At 65.6% G+C, this 23,196-nt stretch carries 18 protein-coding genes, 1 tRNA gene, 1 pseudogene and 1 riboswitch; of the genes and pseudogenes, 10 read left to right on the top strand and 10 right to left on the bottom strand.

Annotated features, from left to right (window positions below; genetic code table 11):
- Positions 1-19 precede the first annotated feature (19 nt).
- Positions 20-466, bottom strand: coding sequence for a hypothetical protein (locus ACNPP0_RS00100; RefSeq protein ID WP_448704697.1), 447 nt, complete (start codon positions 464-466; stop codon positions 20-22).
- Positions 463-1,350 (bottom strand): GlxA family transcriptional regulator, encoded by an 888-nt coding sequence (locus ACNPP0_RS00095; RefSeq protein WP_448704698.1) that lies wholly within the window; start codon positions 1,348-1,350, stop codon positions 463-465. Before ACNPP0_RS00095 ends, ACNPP0_RS00100 begins: the two co-directional genes overlap by 4 nt.
- 90 nt (positions 1,351-1,440) lie before the next feature.
- Here ACNPP0_RS00095 and ACNPP0_RS00090 point away from each other — a divergent pair, with 90 nt between their 5' ends.
- On the top strand, positions 1,441-2,118 hold the full coding sequence (locus ACNPP0_RS00090) for a DJ-1/PfpI family protein (RefSeq protein ID WP_448704696.1): 678 nt from the start codon (positions 1,441-1,443) through the stop codon (positions 2,116-2,118).
- Positions 2,119-2,130: 12 nt separating this feature from the next.
- On the opposite strand, the gene ACNPP0_RS00085 is transcribed toward ACNPP0_RS00090, so the two are convergent.
- Positions 2,131-2,613 (bottom strand): Lrp/AsnC family transcriptional regulator, encoded by a 483-nt coding sequence (locus tag ACNPP0_RS00085; protein WP_046804771.1) that lies wholly within the window; start codon positions 2,611-2,613, stop codon positions 2,131-2,133.
- A gap of 142 nt (positions 2,614-2,755) precedes the next feature.
- On the opposite strand from ACNPP0_RS00085, the gene ACNPP0_RS00080 reads away from it, so the two are divergent.
- Positions 2,756-3,379 (top strand): LysE family translocator, encoded by a 624-nt coding sequence (locus ACNPP0_RS00080; protein WP_332607504.1) that lies wholly within the window; start codon positions 2,756-2,758, stop codon positions 3,377-3,379.
- Positions 3,380-3,450: 71 nt separating this feature from the next.
- On the opposite strand, the gene ACNPP0_RS00075 is transcribed toward ACNPP0_RS00080, so the two are convergent.
- Both ACNPP0_RS00075 and ACNPP0_RS00070 read right to left on the bottom strand, forming a co-directional pair.
- Complete coding sequence (locus tag ACNPP0_RS00075) at positions 3,451-5,349, bottom strand: ABC transporter ATP-binding protein (protein ID WP_448704695.1); 1,899 nt, start codon at positions 5,347-5,349, stop codon at positions 3,451-3,453.
- Positions 5,350-5,702: 353 nt separating this feature from the next.
- Positions 5,703-6,635, bottom strand: coding sequence for a LysR family transcriptional regulator (locus ACNPP0_RS00070; RefSeq protein ID WP_332607506.1), 933 nt, complete (start codon positions 6,633-6,635; stop codon positions 5,703-5,705).
- A 152-nt stretch (positions 6,636-6,787) separates the two neighbouring features.
- Between ACNPP0_RS00070 and ACNPP0_RS00065 the strand changes: the two genes are divergently transcribed.
- Positions 6,788-9,427 (top strand): penicillin G acylase, encoded by a 2,640-nt coding sequence (locus ACNPP0_RS00065; protein ID WP_448704694.1) that lies wholly within the window; start codon positions 6,788-6,790, stop codon positions 9,425-9,427.
- On the opposite strand, the gene ACNPP0_RS00060 is transcribed toward ACNPP0_RS00065, so the two are convergent.
- Entirely contained in the window at positions 9,399-13,139 is a 3,741-nt protein-coding gene (locus ACNPP0_RS00060; RefSeq protein WP_448704693.1) for an ABC transporter ATP-binding protein/permease, read from the bottom strand. The genes ACNPP0_RS00065 and ACNPP0_RS00060 overlap by 29 nt on opposite strands.
- 93 nt (positions 13,140-13,232) lie before the next feature.
- Between ACNPP0_RS00060 and ACNPP0_RS00055 the strand changes: the two genes are divergently transcribed.
- Positions 13,233-14,237 (top strand): LysR substrate-binding domain-containing protein, encoded by a 1,005-nt coding sequence (locus ACNPP0_RS00055; protein ID WP_448704692.1) that lies wholly within the window; start codon positions 13,233-13,235, stop codon positions 14,235-14,237.
- 2 nt (positions 14,238-14,239) lie between these two features.
- On the top strand, positions 14,240-14,800 hold the full coding sequence (locus ACNPP0_RS00050) for a DUF4952 domain-containing protein (RefSeq protein WP_448704691.1): 561 nt from the start codon (positions 14,240-14,242) through the stop codon (positions 14,798-14,800).
- A 180-nt stretch (positions 14,801-14,980) separates the two neighbouring features.
- Here ACNPP0_RS00050 and hutG read toward each other — a convergent pair whose 3' ends face one another.
- Positions 14,981-15,784: an N-formylglutamate deformylase gene (gene hutG, locus ACNPP0_RS00045; protein ID WP_448704690.1), complete on the bottom strand. Its 804-nt coding sequence runs from the start codon at positions 15,782-15,784 to the stop codon at positions 14,981-14,983.
- 394 nt (positions 15,785-16,178) lie between these two features.
- Between hutG and ACNPP0_RS00040 the strand changes: the two genes are divergently transcribed.
- The 3 genes from ACNPP0_RS00040 (at position 16,179) to ACNPP0_RS00030 (ending at position 18,254) form a co-directional block, all read left to right on the top strand.
- Positions 16,179-16,862, top strand: coding sequence for a MarC family NAAT transporter (locus ACNPP0_RS00040; protein ID WP_448704689.1), 684 nt, complete (start codon positions 16,179-16,181; stop codon positions 16,860-16,862).
- Positions 16,849-17,868 (top strand): lipoprotein N-acyltransferase Lnb domain-containing protein, encoded by a 1,020-nt coding sequence (locus ACNPP0_RS00035; RefSeq protein WP_448704688.1) that lies wholly within the window; start codon positions 16,849-16,851, stop codon positions 17,866-17,868. Before ACNPP0_RS00040 ends, ACNPP0_RS00035 begins: the two co-directional genes overlap by 14 nt.
- 188 nt (positions 17,869-18,056) lie before the next feature.
- Positions 18,057-18,254, top strand: a complete 198-nt coding sequence (locus tag ACNPP0_RS00030; protein WP_448704687.1) for a hypothetical protein — start codon at positions 18,057-18,059, stop codon at positions 18,252-18,254.
- Positions 18,255-18,317: 63 nt separating this feature from the next.
- On the opposite strand, the gene ACNPP0_RS00025 is transcribed toward ACNPP0_RS00030, so the two are convergent.
- Positions 18,318-19,604 carry an LLM class flavin-dependent oxidoreductase gene (locus ACNPP0_RS00025; protein WP_448704686.1) on the bottom strand — a complete coding sequence of 429 codons (1,287 nt, stop codon included), beginning with the start codon at positions 19,602-19,604 and terminating at the stop codon, positions 18,318-18,320.
- Between the two features lie 5 nt (positions 19,605-19,609).
- Positions 19,610-20,392 carry a 3-oxoacyl-ACP reductase gene (locus tag ACNPP0_RS00020; RefSeq protein WP_448704685.1) on the bottom strand — a complete coding sequence of 261 codons (783 nt, stop codon included), beginning with the start codon at positions 20,390-20,392 and terminating at the stop codon, positions 19,610-19,612.
- 106 nt (positions 20,393-20,498) lie between these two features.
- Positions 20,499-20,603: riboswitch (TPP riboswitch) on the top strand.
- A 100-nt stretch (positions 20,604-20,703) separates the two neighbouring features.
- Here ACNPP0_RS00020 and ACNPP0_RS00015 point away from each other — a divergent pair.
- Complete coding sequence (locus ACNPP0_RS00015; RefSeq protein WP_448704684.1) at positions 20,704-22,155, top strand: sodium:solute symporter family protein; 1,452 nt, start codon at positions 20,704-20,706, stop codon at positions 22,153-22,155.
- 193 nt (positions 22,156-22,348) lie between these two features.
- On the opposite strand, the gene ACNPP0_RS00010 is transcribed toward ACNPP0_RS00015, so the two are convergent.
- Positions 22,349-22,424: transfer RNA gene (locus tag ACNPP0_RS00010), tRNA-Ala, on the bottom strand.
- A 204-nt stretch (positions 22,425-22,628) separates the two neighbouring features.
- Between ACNPP0_RS00010 and ACNPP0_RS00005 the strand changes: the two are divergent.
- Positions 22,629-23,196 (top strand): annotated as a pseudogene (locus tag ACNPP0_RS00005) (site-specific integrase); the annotation flags it as partial.

Here is a 23,196-nt window from a genome sequence, read left to right as displayed (position 1 = left end):
CGGGCGCGGCGCACGCGGCCTATTGCGGCTTCCATACGCGGCCATCCGAGGAACGGAAGCGGCCGCCGGTCGCGCAGCATCCGCCCGCGCCCATCGCCATTTCACCGATCTCGGCTTCCACCATCTTGCCCACGCGGCTTAGCGACTGCCGCTGGCAGTCCATGAACGACGGGTAGAACTCCGGCTCCAATACCTTGGTCCAGCGACGCGCGCCGGATGAACTTTCCGGATCGGCTTCGTTCAGGTAGACCTCGCAATCGTTGACGATCAGGTGCACCGGCTGGCCGTTAAGATCGCCTTTGAACTCGCGGCTGGGCGTCAGGTCCTTGAACAAGAGCTGTTCCAGGGTCAGCTTGGGCGGGCCGGCGGGGTCATCGCAACCGGCCAGCAGCGGCATGGCAAGGCCCACGGCCAACAGCGCAACGGCACGGCGCAAGGGCGTGTAAGGGGCAGCGGGTGTGGTCATGGAGCGGGCCTGTTGTGGAGTGGCCCGACAAGTTGCCGGACCGATTTTTTCGACATCTTACCGGTCGCCTGCAACGCGCTGGCCCGTTCCTGGCGCAAGCGCCGCAGCACTTCGGTGGGCGCCACGCCGAAGTGCGCGGCAAATTTACGCTGGAACGTGCGGCGCGACATATGGCAGGCATCGGCCATGTCGTCCACTGTCCAGCGGGCCGACAGCTTTGCCTCCATCTTCTCGACCAGGTCCCGGAACGGCGCGGACACGCGGTCCTGCAAGCGCAGCGTCTGGCTGTATTGGCGCTGATCGCCATCGCGCCGCATGAAGACCACCAGCTGCCGCGCCACCTGCTGCGATAGCGCCGCGCCAAAGTCGCGTTCGATCAGCGCCAGCGCCAGGTCGATGCCCGCCGTCACCCCCGCCGACGTCCAGTACTTGCCGCTTTCGATGAAGATGCGGTCGTCTTGCACGCGCAGCGCGGGATACATCAGCCGGAGTCGGTCGGCGGACCGCCAATGCGTGGTGACCGCGCGGCCATTGAGCAGGCCGGCGGCGGCCAGCACGAAGGCGCCCGTGCAAACGCTGCACGTACGCGGGGCAAGGGCGTCGCGGCGTCGCAGCCAGGCCATGGTTTCGGCGTGGGCGCTGGCGCGGTCCACCCCCGGGCCGCCCGGCACGAACATCATGTCGATCGGTGCATCGGCATCGTGTTCGAAGGTGCCATCCACCTGCATGCGCAGGCCCTGTTCCCAGGTGGCGACCACCGGCGTTGCCGCGATGGTGCGCAGTTGGTAGAGCGGTTTGCCGGCCTCTTCGTTGGCGGACGTGAATGCCTGCCACGGCCCCGCCAGATCCAGCGGCTGGAAGCCGTCGTACAGCAGGAACAGCACGCGTTGTGGCGCAAATTCATCCGCTTCTGGCGCACCGGCGCGGGCGCGTCCGCCTATGCTGGACGCTGGCGTTTTCAAGGGAGCATCGTCATGCATGTGAATTTTCTCTTGTTCGAAGGGCTGACCCAGCTGGATATGACCGGGCCCTACGAGGTCTTGGCGAACGCGCCGGGCTTCACGGTGGATTTTGTCGCAAAAACGCGCGATCCGGTACGGTGCGATCGCGGCTTGCAATTCGTGCCCACGCAAACGCTGGCGTCGGCACGGCAATGCGACCTGCTGGTGGTGCCGGGCGGGCCGGGCACGGATGATGCCATCGTCGATGCCGATTGGGTGGCCTTCACCCGGCAGCAGGGCTTGGCGGCGCGCTATTTGTTCGGCATCTGCACCGGTTCGTTGTTGCTGGGCGCGGCGGGGCTGCTGCGCGGCAAGCGCGCGTCCAGCCACTGGCGCGCCCGCGAACTGCTGTCGCGCTTTGGTGCGATCCCCAGCGAAGAACGCTTGTGCGTGGACGGCAACATCTACACGGCCGGTGGCGTCACGTCGGGCATCGACATGGGCTTGAAGGTGGTGGCGGCGCTATGCGGGGAAGACGTCGCCAAGCTGATCCAGTTGCAAATCGAATACGACCCCAAACCGCCGTTCCCCGGCGGCACGCCCCGCACCTCCGAGCCCGCCGTGGTCGAGCGTTATCTGGCGATGTCGCAGGCGCGCTTTGACCGTCGCGCCGCGCGGGTGGATCAGGCGGCGGCCAATATGCCGTCGTGAAGACAGCGTGGGCTACTTGCTCAGGTGGTCCAGCGGAAGCGGGCTTTGGGGCTTGACGGTTTGAATGGCGAAGTTGCTGCGGATGTCTTTCACGCCGGTCAGCTTCAATAGCGTGCCCAGCAAAAAGCGCTCGTAGCCGCGCAGGTCCGGCACCACCACTTGCAGCAGGAAGTCAGACTCGCCCGATACCAGGTGCGCCGCAATGACTTCGGGCAGGGCGCTGACTTCCTTGCGGAACTGCTCGGCGTCGCGCTCGTGGTGCCGCTCCACCTTCACCCCAACGAATACGGTCAGGCCCAGGCCCACTTCGTCGGGCGCCAGCCGGGCTTCGTAGCCCTGAATGACGCCCGATTCTTCCAGCATGCGCACCCGCCGCAGGCAGGGCGATGGCGACAGGCCAATTTGCTCGGCCAGCTCAACATTGGTCAGGCGGCCGTTCTTCTGCAAGGCTTCAAGAATGCGGCGGTCGTAGGCATCCAGTTCATGTTTTGGCATGGAATTTAGTAAAGGGATAGTTTATTAGCGCGATGTGCCAATCATCATAGTTTGCTTGGCATGAATCGCAAGCACATGCTAGCCCGATTTCCCTAGAATCACCGCGTTGAAGAGCATACGCGGGAGCGCGGATATGGCCGATATGGCGTTGTTTCTTGGGGCGTTGCTGATTGTGTATGTGGTGCCGGGCCCGGACATGATCCTGTTGCTGGAAACTGGCGTGCTGCGCGGGCGCGGACAGGCGCTGGCGGTGGCCGTGGGGCTGGCCCTTGCACGCGCCGCGCACGTGACCCTGGCCGCGTTGGGCCTGGCAGCTTTGTTCAAGACCCATCCCTGGGCCTTCGACGCCGCGCGCACGGTGGGCGGCTGTTATCTCATGTGGTTGGGCGTGAAGCTGTTGCGCGCCAAGCCAGTCGTGCTTGATGCCACCGGCCAGCCGGCCGCGCGCGGCAAGGGCCTGGGCGCCGCCTTGCTAAGCGGCGTGTTGACCAATGTGCTCAACCCCAAGGCCCTGCTGTTTTGCTCGGTGCTGCTGCCGCAGTTCGTGTCGCCCGCGCATGGGTCCATCGGGCAACAGTTTGCGGTGCTGGGCGTCATACTCGTCAGCTTGGGGCTGACGTTCGATGTGATATGCGCCTTGGCGGGCGGGGCGGTGGGGCGCTGGATGTCTGCCAGCCCCCGTGCCCAAAAGGTGCAAGGCATGGTCTTCGGCACGGCGCTGATTGCCTTCGGCCTGCGCCTGACCTTCGCGCAGCGCCCGGCCTGAAGCCGGGAAGCGGGGCGGACGTTGGGCATTGGCCAGACGCCCCGCGCCGGCCGCTTTCCGCGTCTTGCCCCTTACTTGCCGAAAGCAAATTCCCCGGTGTCCACGTCGTCGTTGTCCACCTGTTCTTGCACGGGCGGGGGCGTGGCGCCGTCTTGCAGCATTTCAGCCGGCGTCATGCCCTTGGTCAGTTCCAGGGCCTGGCGTTCAAACAGGCGCCGGTACAGGCCACCCTTCAAGCGGATCAGCTGGTCATGGCTGCCTTCTTCAATGATGCGGCCATGGTCCATCACCAGCAGTCGGTCCAGCGCACGTACCGTCGACAGCCGGTGCGCCACCACCAGCGTCGTGCGGCCCACCATCAGGCGGTCCATGGCCTGCTGGATCAGCACCTCGCTTTCGCTGTCCAGGCTGGACGTGGCTTCGTCCAGGATCAGGATGGGTGAATCCGCCAGGAAGGCCCGCGCAATCGCCACGCGCTGGCGCTCGCCGCCCGACAGCTTCACGCCGCGTTCGCCCACCAGCGTGTCGTAACCCTTCGGTAGCGACATGATGAAATCATGCGCGCTGGCCAGCCGGGCTGCTTTCTCGATGTCGGCCTGCGTGGCGCCGGGGCGGGCATAGGCGATGTTCTCCGCCAACGTGCGATGAAACAGCACGGGGTCCTGCTGCACGATCGCGATCTGGCCGCGCAGCGTCGCCTGCTTCACCTGGGCAATGTCCTGCCCGTCGATCGTGATGCGGCCTTCGTTCACGTCATACAGACGCTGGATCAGCTTGATGAACGTGGTCTTGCCCGACCCGGAATGGCCCACCAGCCCGACGCGTTCGCCCGGCGCGATGCGCGCCGAGAACTTGTCGTACAGCGGCGTGTTGTGTGCGCCATAGCGAAAGGTCACGTCTTCAAAACGGATCTCGCCCGCCTTGACCTGGATGGTTCCCGCGCCCGGCCGGTCGGCCACGCCCAAGGGCTGGCGTTCCATCGCCACCAGTTCTTCCATGTCGTTGACCGAGCGTTGCAGGTTGCGGATGTGCATGCCCACGTCGCGCAGATAGCCTTGCAGCACGAAGAACATCGTGAGCGTGAACGTGATGTCGCCCACTGTGGCCTGGTTGCGCGACCACAGCAGCAAGGAGGCGCCCAGGATGGCCGCCTGCATCGCCACCAGCATCGCGCCCTGGATGCCGCCGTTCAGCGTCGCGCGCACCCAGGTGCGGCGCGTGCGGTTGCGCCACTTGTTCACCACGCGATCCAGCCGCACCTCTTCACGCGTTTCGGCGCCAAATGCCTTGACCACCGCGTTGCAGCTGACGGCGTCGGCCAGCGCGCCGCCCATGCGCGTGTCCCAGGCGTTGCCCAGGCGCGCGGCCGGCGCCACATAACCCAGCGACAGCGCCACGGTGACGGCGATGTACAGCACCGAGCCCAGCCCGACCACCAGCCCCATCACCGGCCAGTGCGCGCCCAGCAACGCCGTGGCGCCCACCAACATGACCACCGACGGCAACAGCGCGATCAGCAGCGTGTCGTTCAGGATGTCCACGGCCCACATGCCGCGCGTGATCTTGCGTACGGTGGAACCCGCAAAGCTGTTGGCATGCCAATCCGTCGAAAAGCGCTGCACCCGGTAAAAGGCGTTCGACACAATGCCGTTCATCATCTTCAACGTGAACGTGATGATGTTCTGGAACACCGCCTGGCGCAGCAGCGTGCCGCCCACGCCCAGCGCCACCAACAACCAGAAGGCGGTGATGGCGGCGCTCCAGGCCAGTTCGTCGCCGGATGAGCCGGACGCCACGGCGTCAACCAGGCGGCCGGCATACATCGGCGTCAGAATGTCGGCCACGGCCGATAGCAAGGCCAGCAGCACGATGACGACCGTGCGCCACGGCTGGAAGGCCCAATGCCGAAAGGTAAAGCCCAGGACGTCCTTGAAGGCCTGTCCTCGTAAGTCGATTTTTTTTCTAGCCATAACAATGGCCTGGCGGCACAAGACACGCCAGGATGTCCTTGTGATGAAAGAGGGAATGACATGCCGGGCGCAATGAGCGCCGGCGACTGCGTTTATGTGTTTGGGGCGGGCACGGAGGACCAGTCGCTAGGTAACGGTCTAGCGATGGGTCCGCGCGGGCGACGACTTAATGGCGTCGCGGGGACACGCGCGGGACGGCGTACGGCATGGGGTGATACATCATGCGGCCTCCCTGGCGGTAAGTGAAGTGAAGGAAAAAGAAATGGGCAAACGCCCGAATTGCTGATTCTATAGAGATGAGTTAAGGGAATCAACGGGGCACCGCGCGCGCACGCTTTCGATGTGGGTTTTTTTCAACGGCGACGGGTGCGCGGCTGGAAGGCAGCGAAGCCGGCCCAGCATTGCTGCGTGAAGTCGTACAGCGCATCTTGCGCCGTCAGCGGTGTGCGCCCGGCCAGGCGCGCCAATACGTAATGGCCTTGGCGCTGCGGGTCGGGCGGCAGTGGCACTTCGACCAGTTGCCCCGCTTGCTGTTCACGCTGCGTTACGCAAATCACGCCCAGCAGCAGCGTGTCGGTGTGCAGCGCCAGGTCCACCAGCGGGTCCAGGTTTTCGCAACGCAAGGTGACCATCTGTTCGGGCGCGCCGCCCGGGCCCAGCGTCTCGGCAAGCCGCAGCGATACTTCGGGGCTTAACGTGCTGGACGCCACCGGGTACTGCCGTATGTGTTCGATGCCCACGTGCTTGTGCGCCAGGATCGGGTGGCCGGGGCGGCACACCATGCCGGCGCGCAGCGGCGCCAGCGGGCGCGTGTCGATGTCGGCGGCGTCATACAGCATGCGCGCATCGCAGACCATGGCGTCGATGCGTTCCGCGCGCAGCATGTCCAGCAGCGCGGCCGTGGCGCCCAGTTCGACGCCCACGCGCACCTGCGGGCGATTGGCCGCCATGTGCGCCAGAAAAGGCGACAGCAGCAACGAGGCCGGCGTCGGGCTCAGCCCGATGGTCAACGTGCCGGAATCGCCGCTATGCAGCGCTTTGAGTTCGCGTTGCAGCTCGGCTTCTTCGAAGCGCATGCGGCGCGCGCGTTCCGCCACGCAGGCGCCATAAGGCGTCAGGTGGACCTGGCGCGTGCCACGGTCCAGCAACGGCAAGCCCAGCTCGGCCTCCAGCGCCTGGATGCTGCGGCTTAACGCGGGCTGCGACAAATTCACCTTTTGCGCCGCCAGCGAAAAAGTGCCGTATTCCACCACCGCCAGCAAGTGCTTGAGCTTTTGAAAATCCATAACCTTTCCGCATCAAAGTCATGACATAAATGCATTGGCATTATAAGTAATGCTTCTTATCATGGTCCCCGACGGCGCTCGGCAGAGGCGCCGCATCCCGCGCCCGGGCACTCGCACGATGGGCGCGGCTTATCAATTTGGAGACAGATTCAATGAAGCAGCATTTGTTGTCGGCCGCCGTCTTGGCGGCCTGCGCCAGCGTGGGCGCGGCCCCGGCCTGGGCCCTGGAGCCATCCCGGAACGCGAATTCCGCCCCGCCGGCCATGCAAGGCTCGGCGCCCGTATCCGCCGCCACCGGTCAGGCGCCCCGCGCCGCGTCCAAGGCCGTCACGATCCGTCGCGATGGCTACGGCATGCCCCACGTGTACGCCGACACGGTGTATGGCCTGTTCTACGGCTACGGCTACGCGGTCGCGCAAGACCGCTTGTTCCAGATGGAGATGGCGCGCCGCAGCACGCAGGGCCTGGTCGCAGAAGTGCTGGGCGAAAAAATGGTGGCGTTCGACAAATCCATACGCGGCAACTTTTCGCCCGAACGCATCCGGCGCCAGCTTGCCGCGCTGCCCGATTCCGAACGCCGGATCCTGGACGGCTATGCCGCCGGCATGAATGCGTGGATCGCGCGCGTGCGGGCCGATCCCGGCACGTTGATGCCCAAGGAATTCAACGACCTGCAATTTCAGCCGGCCAACTGGACGGCCTATGACGTGGCGATGGTGTTTGTGGGCACCATGGCCAACCGGTTCTCGGATGCCAACAGCGAAGTCGACAACCTTGCCCTGCTGACCGCCTTGAAAGACAGGCACGGCGAGGCTCGCGCGATGCAGATCTTCAACCAGCTGCGCTGGATGACCGACAGCCGCGCGCCCACCACCGTGCCCGAAGAAGAGGGCGTGTATCAGCCGGGGACCCCGTCCGCCGCGGCGCCGGCGCCGGCCAAGCTGTCGTACGCCTTGCCGCGCTATGACGGCACGCCGCCCATGCTGGAACGCGTGGCGCGCGACCCGCAAACGCGCGGTGTGCTGTCCGATCAGTCCAACGACGTGGCCACCGACGCGCCAGCCCGCATGCTGGCGCAGTTCGCTGAATCAGGCCAACCCGGCATCGCCGGCTTTCCCACCACCAGCAATATGTGGATCGTGGGCCGCGAGCACGCCAAGGACGCTAAGTCCATCTTGTTGAACGGCCCGCAATTCGGCTGGTGGAACCCCGCCTACACCTACGGCATCGGCCTGCACGGCGCAGGGTTCGACGTGGTGGGCAACACCCCGTTCGCCTATCCCAGCATCCTGTTCGGCCACAACGCCCACGTCACCTGGGGCTCGACGGCAGGCTTTGGCGACGACGTCGACATCTATGCCGAAAAGCTCGACCCCGCGGACCGCACCCGTTATTTCCATGACGGCCAATGGAAGACGATGGAAAAGCGCACCGAGCTTATCCTGGTCAAGGGCGGCCAGCCGGTGCTGATGGACGTCTACCGCACGGTGCACGGCATCGTCACCAAGTTCGACGACAAGCAGCATGTGGCCTACGCCAAGGCGCGCGCCTGGGAAGGCTACGAGCTGCAATCGCTGATGGCCTGGACGCACAAGACGCAGGTGCGCAATTGGGACGAATGGAAGCAGCAGGCCGCGCGCCACGCGCTGACCATCAACTGGTACTACGCGGACGATCGCGGCAACATCGGCTACGCCCACACCGGCTTTTATCCCAAGCGCAAACCCGGCCACGACCCGCGCCTGCCCGTGCCCGGCACCGGCGAAATGGACTGGGACGGCATGCTGCCGTTTGCCACCAATCCGCAGGTCTACAACCCGCGCCAGGGCTTTATCGGCAACTGGAACAACCAGCCCATGCGCGGCTATCCTTCAACCGACCTGTTCGCCATCGTATGGGGCCAGGCCGACCGCTACGCCGAAATCGAAACGCGGCTGAAAGCCATGACGGCCAACGGCGGCAAGGTCAGCGCGCAGCAGATGTGGGACCTGATCCGCACCACCAGCTACGCCGACGTGAACCGCCGCCATTTCCTGCCGTTCCTGCAACGGGCGGTGGCGGGCTTGCCGGCCGATGATGCCCGCGCCAAGCTGGTGGCCGGGCTGACCGCCTGGGACGGCATGGGCACCAGCGACAAGCAGCCGGGCTACTACGACAACAACGGCCCGGCCGTGATGGACGCGTGGCTGCGCGCCATGCTGCGCGCGACCTTGGCTGACGACATGCCGGCCGACTTCTTCAAGTGGTACAGCGCTACCGGGTACCCCACGCCGGCCGCGCCGGCCGTGGGGTCACTGAACCTGACGGTGGGCGTGAAGGTGTTGTTCAACGCGCTGGCCGGCCCCGCTGCCGGCGTGCCGCAAACCTACGACTTCTTCAACGGCAAGCGCCCGGAATCCGTGACCCTTGCCGCACTGGACGAAGCCCTGGCCAACTTGCAAAAGACCTATGGACAGGACCCGGCCGCGTGGCGCATCCCGGCCGCGCCGATGGTGTTTGCGCCCAAGAACTTCCTGGGCGTGCCGCAGGCGGACGACAAGGCGGTGCTGAGCTTTCCGTCCACCCAGAACCGGGGCACCGAAAACAACATGACGGTGTTCGACGGCAAGGGCGTGCGGGCGGTGGACGTGGTGGCGCCGGGCCAAAGCGGCTTTGTCGCCCCGGACGGCACGGCGTCGGCGCACACGCGTGACCAGTTCGACATGTATCGGGACTTCGGCAGCAAGCGTGTCTGGTTCACGCCCGCCGAAGTGCGCGCCAACGCTAAGTCGGTAGAGACGTTGCGCTACTGACCGCGTACCCACCCTGGTGGCTTGCCAGGCGCGCATAAGCCCCTTGCCTGGCAAGCAATTGGTCGTGCGTGCCGGCCTCGGCCAGCGTGCCGCGGTCCAGCACCAGGATCAGGTCGGCATTGCGGATGGTGGACAGGCGGTGCGCAATCACCAGCGTCGTGCGGTGCTGCATCAGCGCGTCCAGCGCGCCTCGCACCTGTAGCTCGGACAAGGTGTCCAGGTGCGAGGTCGCTTCGTCCAGAATCAGCACGGGTGCATTTTTCAAGAAGGCCCGCGCAATCGAAATGCGCTGGCGCTGGCCGCCCGATAACTGCATGCCGCGTTCGCCGACGGGCGTTGCCAGGCCGTCGGGCAGCTGCTTGACGAAGTCGGTCAGCGCCGCCTGGGCCAGCGCGCGCCCCACCTCGTCGGGCGTGGCCTCGGGCCGCGCCAGCCGGATGTTTGCCTCCAGCGTGTCGTTGAACAGATAAGTGTCCTGGGTAACCAGGGCCACGCGTTCGCGCAGGCCATCCAGTTGCAGTTGACGCACGTCCATGCCGTCCAGCTTGACCGCGCCCAGGCGGGGGTCCCAGAAGCGCAGCAACAGACTGGCCACCGTGCTTTTGCCCGCACCCGATGCGCCCACGATGGCCACTGTGGCGCCGGCCGGCACCTTGAAGCTAAGGTCCTTCAGCGTGTCTTCCGCTTTGCCGGGATACGCGAAGCTGACGTGTTCAAACGCCAGCGCCAGGCCGTGTGTAGCGACAGGTGGCGACAGCGGTCCGTCGGCCACGGGCTCGGGTTCGTTGCTGACCACGTGCAGCCGGCGCGTGGCCGCGATGGTGTCGGCCAACTGGCGGCTGACCTGCGAAATTTCCGAAACGGGCAGGAAGGTCGCCATGGCGATCAGCACCAGCAACGGCAGCATGCCGGCCGACAGTGCGCCGGCTGACACCTGCAACGCGCCCACCACCGCCACCGCCAAGCCGCCCAGCCCCATCGCCACTTCAAACCAGGCGTTCTGCTTGGACAGGTCCCGCAGGATGGCAAGGCGCCGCACGCGGTAGGCGTCGGCCACTTTCAAGAATTCGGCACGGCGGCGGCCGGTGGCCTGGAATGCGGTCAGGTCAGCCAGCCCCTGGATGGTGTCCGTGGCGTGCGCGCTCATTTCGCCCAAGGCCTGGCGCGCCTTGTCGCCCAGGGCGTCAACGTGACGGCGGCCGCGCACGGGCGAGATCAGCGCGTAGGCCAGGAAGGGCAGTAGCGCCAGCGCTACCGGCCAGCTGTAAACGGCCAAAAAGCCCAGCACCGACAGCGGCACCAGCACCGACACGATGGCCGGGGCGATGGTGTGCGCGTAGAAATACTCGACCATTTCGACGTCCTGCGTGGCCAGTGCCACCAGGTCGCCAGAACGGCGCTGCAACAGGTAGGCGGGCGCCAGCCGTTCCAGCTTGTCGAACAGCTTGACCCGCATGTCGGCCAGCAACTGATACGCCATCGCATGCGCCAACCATGACTCCAGCCAATGGAACAGCGCGGCCAGTGGCGCGCAGACCAGCAGGCCCGCCACCAGGCCGCCGATATCGCGGCCGTCGCGGATTGCGGCCACGATCAGGGCGCTGAACACGCCGACGCCGATAAAGGCCGCCACGCGCGCCACGCCCAGCAGGATGGTGGCCGTCAACGTGCCGCGCCATGGCTTGACCACGGACAACAGTGTGCCTAGCGTGGCACGCCAGCCGACGTGTTGGGCGTCGGCGTCCAGCGGGCGCAGGGCAGGGCCTTGGGTGCGGTCGTCGTTGTCTTGCACGGGGTTGGCGGGGTTGGCGGCGCGGGTGTGGGTGGTGTTGGCGGCTGCGTCATTGCCCGCGTCCATGCCTTGCCGCGCCGCGAACCCCACCCCCGCCGACGGGTTCTCGTGCGCCTCGGCTTGTTCGTGCATCAGCCGGTAGTACAACCCGCGCTGCCGCATCAACTGCGCGTGCGGGCCGGCTTCAACGATGCGCCCGTGGTCCAGCACCAGGTTGCGGTCGGCGCCGATCACGCTGGCCAGCCGATGCGCCAGGATCAGCGTGGTGCGGCCCGCCATCAGGCGGTCCAGCGCCTGCTGGATCAGCGCTTCGTTTTCGGTGTCCACCGATGACAGCGCTTCGTCCAGGATCAGGATCGGCGCGTCGCGCAACAGGGCGCGGGCAATGGCCACGCGCTGGCGCTGGCCGCCCGACAATTGCAGGCCGCGCTCGCCGATACGCGTGGCATATCCGGCGGGCAGCGCCATGATGAAGTCATCGATATTCGCGGCGCGGGCGGCGGCGCGCACCTGTTCATGCGTGGCGTCCGGCCGACCCAGCCGCAGGTTGTCGTCGATGGTGCCGTGAAACAGCGTGATGTCCTGGCTGACCAGCGCGATCTGCGACAGCAGCGTTTGGGTGTCCAGCGTGTTGACGTCGTGCCCGCCGACGCGGATGACGCCCGCCTGCGGCACGCATTCGCGCAGCAGCAGGCGCACGATGGTCGACTTGCCCGCGCCACTGGGGCCCACCACGCCGACCCGTTCGCCGGCCGCGATGCTGAACGCCAGCCCCTGATGCGCTGGGCGTTCGGGCGTGTAGGCGAACGCCACGTCGTCGAATTCGATCGTGGGCGCCAGCTTTCCGGATGCCGGAGCGGCGGCGACGGCGCGGTCGCCTTGTGCGCCGTCTCGGGCTACGGAGGCGGGCACGGAGCCGGGCACGGAGGCGGGCACGGACGAGGTGGCGGCCACAGGCACGGGCGTAAGCGGTTGCGCATCCATCAACGCATGGATGCTGACCGCCGCGGATTGGCCCAGCATGCCGCGATGCAAGACCGAGCGCAGGTCACGCAACGGTCGGAAAATCTCGGTGCCGGCCATCAGCACGATCAGCAGCGCTTCCACGCTCATGTCACCGGCGGCGACGCGCCACGCGCCCAGGGTCAGCGCCAGGGCGGCGCCCAGGGCCACGCCCAGATCGCTGATGCCGCGCGTCAGCAAGCTGACCGACAGCACCCAGAACGTGTTGTCGGACAGGCTGCGGGCGCGCTCGGCCAACCGCCGGCCCCACGCCTTGCCCTGACCATAAGACTTCAAGGTCGGCAGGCCTTGCACCGCATCCAGAAAGTCTTCGCCGAACGCATTCAGCGCACGGGTGCGTGCCTGGCTGGCGCGGCGGTCCAGCATGTGCACGGCCATGGGGCCGAACAGGGCAAACAGCGCCGCCGCCAGAAACACCAGCGCCGTGGGCACGTCCCAGAACGCAATCACGGCAAAGATCGCAAAGGGCGCGACGGCCGCGATGGCCACTTGCGGCAGGTACTGGCCGAAAAACGTTTGCAGCTGCTCGACGCCATCGACCACCGTCAACATGACGCCGCCGGTACGCTGGTTGGCAAACCAGGCGGGTCCCAACGCGACGATGCGGTCATACAGCTTGCCGCGCAGGCTTTGCTGTATTTGCGCAGACGTGTGGTTGGCCTGCACGGTGCGCCAGTGGTCGAACAGCGCGCGCAGCAGCACCATCGCGCCCACGCACAGCGCGGACGTGATCCAGTCTTGCCAGGGTGCGCCGTTGAACACGCGGGCCAGCAACTGGCCCAGGAAGACATACCGCGCAATGCCCGCGCCAAGCGCCAGCAGGCCAAGGAAAATGCCGCCCGCCATGCCGGCGCGCAATCCTGCCGTCAAGCGCCACAACCGAGAGTCGAAATACATGTCTATGCTCCATCCAGAGCCAGCATGGTCGCTGATCCGCCGGCTTCGCGATAGCGAGTGTTTTTCAATCATGGGTTGAGATAAACTCAACCCATGTCCGATCAGCCCAGCCACACGCCGCCCCTGGCCGCCCTGCGTGCCTTTGAAGCCGTTGCCCGCCTGGGCAGCCTCAGCCGCGCGGCTGCCGAACTGCATGTCACCAAGAGCGCGGTCAGCCATCAGCTGCGGGCATTGGAGGCGGATCTGGGCGTATCGCTGTTGCGGCGCGGCGGCACCGTACGCCGCGCCGAAACCACCCCGGCGGGCGGCGAGCTTCTGGCTTCCGTACAACAGGCCTTGACCCTTTTGGACACTGCCTGCCGCCAGGTCCGCGCCACGGCGCGGGGCAAGCGCCGCTACACATTGAACGTGTCGGCCAACCCGTCGCTGGCGGCGCTGTGGCTGGCGCCGCGCATCGGCCGCTTCATCGAACTGCACCCCGACATCGGCGTGCAGGTCTATCTGCACGCCAGCCAGGATCCCGCCTGGAAAAGCCAGGATATCGACCTGGCTTTTCTACACGTGCGCACCGGCGGGCCGCATGTGGCCGAGGCCGGCGACATCGCGCTGATGACCGAAACCGTGGTGCCCGTGTGCAGCCCGGCCTTGATCCCCGAAGCCGACCGCAACGACCCGCGCGTGTTCCTGCGGCATCGCTGGCTGGAGGAAAAGCACATTGACAGCCCCGAAACCGATTGGCGAACCTGGAGCCCGCGCCTGGGGCTGGCGGAGTCCGATTGGCAGGAACCGATGGTGCTCAGCGGGCTGAGCACCGTGGTGGCCGCCGCCGCCGCGGGCGTGGGCATTGCCTTGGGCCGAGCGCCGCTGATCGACGAAGACCTGGCCAGCGGCCGGCTGGTGCCGCTGGTGCCGCATTTGCGGATGCCTGGGTCGTGGGGCTATGTCATGCGGGTGCACGCTAATCGCCCCATGGACGCATCGCTGCCCGCGCTGGTGGAATTCCTGGCCGAGGAAGGGCGCGGCAAGGTTGATGCGCAGCATCATGGGGCGCCGCAGGGCTGGCGTGTGGGGGATGCGGCGGGCGCTGCAAGGAAATGACGATGAGATCGAACGGGTATGGGGCGGGCCACGTTCGCGGGGCGCTGGCAGTCGGGTGTTTCGGGTTGTGGCTGAGCGTTGCGGCGGGCGGGGCAACGGCCGGCGCAACTGACGGCGCAACTGACGGCGCAACTGACGGCGCTTCTTCCGACGTTGCGTTGGTACGGTGGGATGCCAGCGACCAAGCCGCCGGCGTGCCGCCGCCCGACACGCCGTGCCAGGACTTTCTGCAAACCCTGGGCAAAAAGCCGGTCTATCTTGAATACCTGGGCTGCGAGCAGGACGACGATTCCTACATCCAGCCGATGCAGGCGCACTATCGCGTCAGCGGTTCATTCGCCGCCAAGCTAGAAGACTATCTGATGCACGAATTCGGCATGCCCGCGCTGGAATATGTCTGCTGCGGCTGGGCCAGCCCGGCCCCGTTCGCGTGGCGCGCGGGACCCGGCGGCGTGGCCTACGACATCGGCATGGGCGTCGAAACGCCACGCTTACCGCGCGAACAGTGGGGCCAGATTTCCAGCTTCAACGTCAGCGTCGGCATCATCCGCAAGAGTCCCTAGCGCGGGTCCGACGCCCGGGTCCGACGCCCGGGTCCGACGTCCGGGTCCGACACCTGGTTCATGCGCGGCATCATGCGCGCCCATCATGCGCGCCCACCATCTGCGCGCATCAAGCGGCGCCACGTCCGGTGCAGGCGACGAGCCGGCCGCGCCCGCCGGCCAGGAAGCCAAAGTCAGCGCTCAGCCGCGACGCGCCGTCGTCTGCTTGAGCGCAGCGCCGACCATCGCCTGCACCACCGGGATGACCTTGTCGGCCAGGTCGGGGCGGTAGCCGTAGGGATACGTTTCGTCCATGTAGGTGGACTGGCACATTTCCAGTTGGATGGCGTGCACGTTGTCGGCCGGGGAACCATAGTGACGCGTGATGTAGCCCCCCTTGAAGCGTCCGTTCACCGCCCAGGTGTAGTCCTTGCAGCTGTCCAGTTGCGCCTGCACGGCGGCCAGGATGTCGGGCGCGCAGGCCGCGCCGTCGGACGTGCCGATGTTCAGGTCGGGCAGCTTGCCTTCGAACAGGCGCGGCAGCACGCTGGCGATGGAATGCGCCTCCCACAGCAGCACGGTGCCGTGCTCGGCCTTGATGCGATCCAGTTCGCTGCGCAGCTGGGCGTGATACGGCTGCCAATAGGTTTGCAGGCGGTGCGCGCGCTCGGCGTCGGTCAGCACGCCTTCGTTCTGGTACAGCGCTTCGCCGCGAAAGGTCTGCGTCGGGCACAGGCCGGTTTTGGTCTGGCCGGGATACAGGCTTTCATCGTTGGGCGGGCGGTTCAGGTCCACCACGTAGCGCGAATAACGCGCGCCCAGCACCGACGCCCCCAGCGCCTGCGCAAATTGGTACAGCGTATCCAGATGCCAGTCGGTGTCGCCGGACTGCAAGGCCAGCGGCGTCATCTGCGGGCGCTGCGCATCGGGAATCTGGCTGCCAAGGTGAGGAATGGAGATCAGCAGGGGAGCGGTGCCACGGCTGAAATGAAAAAGATCGCTCAAGGGAAAACTCCGGGTCACAAAATAAAAATGCGGCAAGCGTCGCGGTTGCGGTGTGGCGCCGTGTTTAGCGCCGTGTTTGGCGCCCGTGTTTGGCGTCCGTGTCTGGCGCCCGTGTCTGGCGCCCGTGTGTTGCGCCTGTATTTCGCGCCTGTGTTTAGCGCCGGTCCTGGGCAACGCGCGCCACCGCGACAATTGCAGCAGTTTAATAGACGTTGATAATCATGGATTCGTGAAGCGGATCGGTGCGAGGCGGGCCGCCATTGCGCCTGGCAGGGCGCCTGACATGGCGCCGTACGCAGCCGGAAGTGTGTAAGGTAGCGGGCACTACACGATTGAACCGTTGCGCCCGGCAAGGCGCCTGTCGCGAATTGCGCATTTTTTTATCAGGAGTTCCATGATTGATGACCTGATCCAACTGGGCAAGCTGATCAGCCTGGGCTTGGCGCTGATGCTGCCCTTGGCCAATCCGCTGACTTCCATGACGCTGCTGCTGTCGCTGGGCGCGCAGATTCCCTACAAGGAACGCGAACGCCAGGTCACGCAAGCGGCGTTTTACGTGGTGGGGGTGATGCTGGTCACCTACTACGCCGGCGCGTGGATCATGCATACCTTTGGAATATCGATTCCCGGCTTGCGCATCGCGGGTGGCCTGATCGTGGTCAGTATCGGCTTCAGCATGCTGTTTCCGCCCGCCGAGCCGCGCACTTTGGCCGCCGAAGCCGCCGCCGACGCCCAGACACGGCAAACGCCCAACATCGCCTTCGTGCCTTTGGCCTTGCCCGGCACGGCGGGGCCGGGAACCATCGCCATGATCATCAGCGGCGCGGCGTCGGTGGATGCTTCCATCACGCCGCAATACGCGCCGTGGGTCGTCTCCGTGACGCCGGTCATCGTGTTCGCGTTGCTGGGCCTGTTGTTCTGGGTGTGCCTGCGATCAGCGGGCCGTATCGTTGCCGTGATCGGACAAAGCGGCGTCGAGGCCATTTCCCGCGTCATGGGCTTTTTGCTGGTGTGCATGGGCGTGCAATTCGTCATCAACGGCGTCATGGAAATCGTGGGTGCTCATGCCGTTGGCTAAGCGGGCGGTGCGCCGCGCGGCGGCCATGGTGGGACGCGCGTTGCTGACTTTGCTGTTGGCCGCATCCGCGTTGTGGGGATGCCTGGCGCTGGCCTATCAGGCGCCCGGCGGCGCCTGGGGCAAGGGCGTCGCCTGCGTCGCGTGGACGGCGCTTTGCGTGGCGGCGATCGCTGCCGTGTGGCGCGCCACCGCGTGGCGGCGGCGTGCCGGCTGGGCCTACGTGGTCGGGCTGGCGTTGCTCTGTGCCTGGTGGCAAACGCTGGCGCCATCCAACGACCGCATCTGGGCCGACGACGTGGCCCGCATGTTGCGCGGGTCCGTGCAAGGCTCCGTCGTCACCCTGGAAAACGTCCGCAACTTTGATTGGCGTGCCGACGACGACTACACCGTGCGCTGGGAAACGCGCCAATACGATCTGAACCAGCTGGTGTCCGTCGACATGGCGCTGTCGTACTGGGACGGCCCGGCCATTGCCCATACGCTGGTGTCCTTCGGCTTTGCCGACGGCCGCCACGTTGTCTTTTCGGTTGAAATCCGCAAGGAACGCGGCGAGCAGTTCTCGGAAATAGGCGGCTTCTTCAAGCAATTCGAACTCAGCGTCGTGGCCGCCGAAGAGCGCGACATCCTGTATGTCCGAGCCGGGCCGCGTGGCGAAAGCGTCTACCTGTTCCCGGTACAAATGCCACCCGACGCCATGCGCCAATTGTTCCTGTCCTACGTGGACACGGCCAACGCCCTGACCACCACGCCGCGCTTCTACCACACGGTCACCGCCAACTGCACCACGCTGGTCTATCACATGGTCAACGCCATCGTGCCCGGCCTGCCGCTGGACTACCGGCTGCTGCTGTCGGGCTATCTGCCCGAATACCTCTACGAGCAGGGCGGCCTGGACACCCACGTGCCGCTGGACATGCTACGCAAGCGGGCGGCGGTAGGGGCTCTGTCGGCGCCGGGTGACGATGCGGTGGGGTTTTCGAGGCGGATCAGAAGCGAAGGTCCGTAGCGCCGTTGACGACCCCTCCGCGCAAGGGAGCAGTTTCTCCGCGTTACGGAACAGTGTTTTCCAGTGCACATTTCACGCCAATTTCATGGTTATGCAGTAAATTACCTTCCAGCGTGCAGATGTTAATTTTCTGAACGCGATTTTTCATCCGGTATCCGAACCGGTAGGTTTTTTAAGGAGGGCGTCAGATGCTTTGGCTGACGCTGGTCATTACCTGCATTCTTGCGGTCGCCATTGGCGCCGTGCTGTTCCGTCACCCTGGCGTCGTGTTGTACGACCTGCTCGCGACGCAACGGGTCAATCGAAAAGCGGCCGCCCAAGAGCGGCGGCGTCTAGCGCAATTGCCCAAGCACGTGCAGCCGGCACCGGCGCCTTCCGTCGGCTAGCCCCACGCGTTGCAAGCGGTTTACACCGCCGTCAACGCATGATGTTTCGGGCGTCGATTTTGCCTACGCCGCCGGCCGTTCCAGCCCCAGATGTCCCCGCAGCGTTGTGTGTTCGTAGTCCGTACGAAACAAGCCACGCCGCTGCAACACCGGCACCACCTGTTCCACAAAGTCGTCGATGCCGGCCGGCAACGACGGCGGCATCAGGTTGAAACCGTCGGCGCCTTCGTTGCGGAACCAATGCTCCATCCGGTCCGCGATTTGCTCCGGCGTGCCCACCATCGTGCAATGGCCGCCGCCCGCCGCCAGGCGTCCCAGCAGTTGCCGCACGGTGGGTTGTTCGGTTTCGATGATGCGCAAAATGGTGGCGTAGCGGCCCTTGGGGCCCTTGAACTCAGGCAGCGGTACCAGCGCGGGCACGGGGGCATCCAGCTCCCAGGCGCTGCAATCCTGCAGCACAAAGGTGCCCAGCTGCCGTAGCGACGCGTCGCTGGGCAGCAACTCGTCCAGTTCGCGCTGCTTGGCGCGGGCTTCGGCTTCGGTTGATCCCACGTACGTAACCAGCCCCGGCATGATGGGCACGAAGGCGGTGCGCCCGGCGGCGCGTACGCGTTGCTTGATGTCGCGGTAATACGATTGCGCGGCCGGCAGGTCGTAGGCCACGGCGTATATCGCTTCAGCTCGCCGGGCGGCCAAGTCACGGCCCTGGTCCGATGCGCCGGCCTGGAACAGGACCGGGTGGCCTTGGGGCGGGCGCGGCACGGTTAGCGGGCCGTCTACCAGGAAGTGGTCGCCGTGGTGGTGGATCGGGCGCACGCGTTCGGGCACGCCATAGACGCCGTCGCGATCGATGACCAGGGCGTCATCCTTCCACGAATCGAACAAGCGCAATGCCACGTCCACGAATTCTTCGGCGCGCGCGTAGCGCCAGTCGTGCCCCGGCATGGCTTCAAAGCCGTGGTTTCGGGCTTCGGCGTCGAACATCGAGGTGACGACGTTCCAACCCATGCGTCCGCCCGATATGTGGTCCAGCGACGCCACCATGCGCGCCGCGTGGAACGGCGTGAAAAAGGTGCTGGATACCGTGCTGATCAAGCCGATGTGCGTGGTGGCGCGCGCGATGGCGGCCATGGTGGTCAGCGGCTCCAGGTACCAGCGCGGGCCGTCGCCGATGTTGTCGGTGGACTGGCCGTCGGCAAAGAAAATGGCGTCCAGCTTGCCGCGTTCCGCCGTGCGCGCCAGCGATTCGTAATAGCGGATGTCGCCCAGGCGTTCAGCAGCCGAGGCCGGATGGCGCCAAGCCGCGCGGTGGTGGCCGCAGCCGAAGATGAACAGGTTCAGGTGCAACATGGTGATCAGTTCTTCACCAGGCCGCCGTCCACGACCAGGTTCTGGCCGGTGACGCTGCGCGACCAGGGGCTGGCAAAGAACAGAACGGCATCGGCGAATTGTTCCGGCGTGGTGACGGCGCGCAGCGGCGTGCTGGCGGCGATCAGGTCGAACACGGCTTCGGGGGTGGCGGCCGACGCGTCGGTGGTGCGCAAGAGGCCGCCGGACACCATGTTGACCGTGATGCCGTCCGGCCCCAGGTCCTGCGACAGCGTCCGCGTGAACGACAGCATCGCGGCCTTGGCGGCGGTGTAGTCGTGATACGGCACCACCGGGTTCTGAACAAGGTTGGTGCCGATGTTGATGATGCGGCCCACCCCTGCCTGGCGCATGCCGGGCAGGGCGGCTTGCGTCGTGTTCAGGGCGCCGCGCACGCTACCTTCGATCTGCTGGTTCAAGTGGTCCCACGTCAAGGTGTCGGCATGGGGGCGCGCGTCGCCGTTGAAGGCGAAGGCGGGCAGGGCGTTGTTGACCACCGTCGTGACGGGCATGCCGAAGTGCTTTTGCGCCTGCGCGATCATGGCGGCCACCGCCGTCGCGTCGCGCACGTCGGCCTGAACAGCCAGCGTCCGGTCGGACGCGGTGGCGGCCAGCGCTTGTGCGGCCTGCGCGCTGTTCAGGTAATTGATGACCACCTTTGCGCCTTCTCGCAGAAAGGCCCGCGTGATGTGCGCGCCCAATCCGCGGGCGCCTCCCGTCACGATAACCAGTTGTTCATTCAAGGCGGGGGCGGGGTGGGCAATGGGCATGGTGGGCTCGTCGGTTCACCGGCACGCGTGCAATCAGGTGCCGCAAGCGGGCGAACTTAGCATAAATCGATGCGTTGACAATGCCTTGCCGCGACCCTAATCTTGCGGCAATTCCTGGGGGAGCCTGTCTGGCTGAGATTCCGCGTCGTCGCGGTAACCCTTTGAACCTGATCCGGGTAATGCCGGCGAAGGGAAGGACATCGCGCCATTCGCGCGCCCTCCCTAGTGCTTTGATCCATCAGCGGCCCGCCTTGCGAACGGTGCCGCGACGCGCGTCCGGCCGTTTGCCGGGCTAGGGAGGACCGCTTTCCATGCTGACCCAAACCACGGCCTTGATGTGGCTGCTGCTTTTTTCGGGTGGCTTTGCCGCCGCCAGCGTGCTGTATACGCGACGCAAGCGCGGCACCCTGGAAGACTACATCGTGGCGCGCAACAGCCAGGGAGCTTTTGGCACCATCCTGACGCTGATGGCGTCAACGCTGGGTGCGTGGATTCTGTTTTCGCCGGCGCAGGCCGCCACCTGGGGCGGCTTGGCGGCGGTCATCGGCTACGCGCTGGGGTCCATGTCGCCGCGCCTGGTCATGATTCCGTTGGGCCGGCGCATGCGCGAACTGATCCCGCATGGTCACACGCTGACCGAATTCCTGATGGCGCGCTACGGTCGGCCCATGTACGGGCTGGCGCTGTTCATCATGCTGTTCTACCTGTTCATCGCGCTGTCCGCCGAGGTCACGGCCATTGCCAAGCTGGTCACCATGCTGGCGCCCGTGCCGCTGTGGGCCACGGCCGCCATCGTGATGGGCACGACGCTGCTCTACACCACGTATGGAGGCCTGCGGTCATCGATCTTCACTGATCAGGTGCAGATGATGGTCATCGTGCCGCTGCTGGTGTTGCTTTGCGTGGTCGGCTGGCAGGCGGCGGGCGGGGCGTTACCGACGATCGAAGCGTTGCAAGCCAAGGCGCCACAGTTGCTGGATCTGACCGATCCCGTGGGTGTGAAAGCCGGCCTGACCTTCTTCGTGGCGATTTTGCTGACCGGCATCTTTCACCAGGGCAACTGGCAGCGCATCTATGCCGCCAAAGACACGCGGTCGATGCGCAATGGTTTTTTGCTGGGGGGCATCCTGGCCGCGCCGTTCATCTTCCTGATGGGCTTGTTCGGCCTGGCGTTCGTGGGGCTGGCGCCGCAGGGCGATAGTTCCATCGCGCTGTTCAGCGTCATCATGCCGCACGCGCCCGCCTGGTTCGTGATTGCGTTGATCCCGTTGGGCCTGTCGTTGGTCATGAGCACGGCCGACACCGCCATCAGCGCCGTGTCCAGCATCGTGGCGGTGGATATGCGCCGCCTGATGCCGAGCGCCACCGGCATGGACATGAAGCGTCTTGCCCGTTGGGCGGTGTTGCTGCTGGCGATTCCGGTGATGATCGTGGCCTCGCAGGGCTACAGCGTGCTGTATCTGTTCCTGCTGGCCGACCTGCTGTGCTCGGCCGCTGCCTTTCCGGTGTTCTATGGCCTGTTCAGCCGCAAGCACGATGGCGCCACCGCAACAACCGCGACCGTGGCGGGGCTGGCGGCCGGCCTGTTCTGCTTTCCGGCGCCGGGCGACAAGCCGACGTTCTTGCTGGAATCGTTCCTGCTTGCCGCGTTTGTTCCGGTGCTGGTCACAGCGGTGATGCGCTGCATGCGTCGCGGCGCCAAGGAGTTTGATCTGTCCACGCTGAGCGCGGCGGTGCGCCGTTTGGACAAGGACCCGGCCTGATGGTGGCTTGAATTCCGGCCTAAGTTTCGGCCTAAGTTCCGGCCTAAATTCCGGCCTAAGTTCCGGCCTAAGTTCCGGCCTAAGTTCCGGCCTAAATTCCGGCCTAAGTTCCGGCCTGACCCCGGGGCGGGCAGCCAAAACAAAAAAGCCTTGGAACACGTTGCGGTGTCCAAGGCTTTCTTGTCTGGAATATTGGTGGAGCGGAGGAGGATCGAACTCCCGACCTTCGCATTGCGAACGCGACGCTCTCCCAGCTGAGCTACCGCCCCAAAGCCTCGAAAGGCTCACAATTACCGCTAAGTAATCAATAACTTAGCAGATGATGCGATAATACACGATCATTTAATCCGTCGTCAATTTTGATTGTTGGTCCAATTTTGGTCCACACGCAAAAATAACTGCGAATCTTGGTCCACGGCATCGTCGTGGCCCAGCATCATAGACGAAAAACCCGCGCAGAGGGAGCGAAAATCATGGCTGACTTTACCAAGCGGGGTGACCTGCAATGGCGCGCGCGCGTCAGGCGGCGCGGCCACCCAACGCAGTCAGCCACGTTTGAGACGCGCGCGGAGGCGGAGGCCTGGGCCCGGGACGTCGAGTCCAAGATGGACAAGGGCAGCTTCAAGGACAAGTCGGCGCTCAAGGGCAAGCTGTTCGGGGAGCTTCTGAAGAAGTATCGGCTCGAGGTGACGCCTGGCAAGAAGGGCGCCAAGAAGGAGGGATACCTCATCAAGCAACTTGAGGCGACCGAGCTGGCGAAGATGGAAGTCGCCAAGATCGAGCCCGCGGACATTCGGGATTACCGCAATGCGCGACTGGAAGATGTGACGGGCTCCACGGTGATCCGGGCGCTCAATGTGCTGTCGGTGGTCTTCAACCACGCGATTTCTGAATGGTCGGAATACCGCGGCCTCACGAACCCGGTGTCCACGGTTGCGCACCCCAAGAAGAACAAGGCGCGCACCCGGCGCTACGCCCCGGGCGAGATGGAGGCGATCATCGCGGAGACGCGCTCGCCGGTGCTGCCCGACCTCATCCCGG

It is taken from the genome of Achromobacter semiaridum (assembly GCF_053543755.1).
This window is presented reverse-complemented; position numbering and strand designations above follow the sequence as displayed.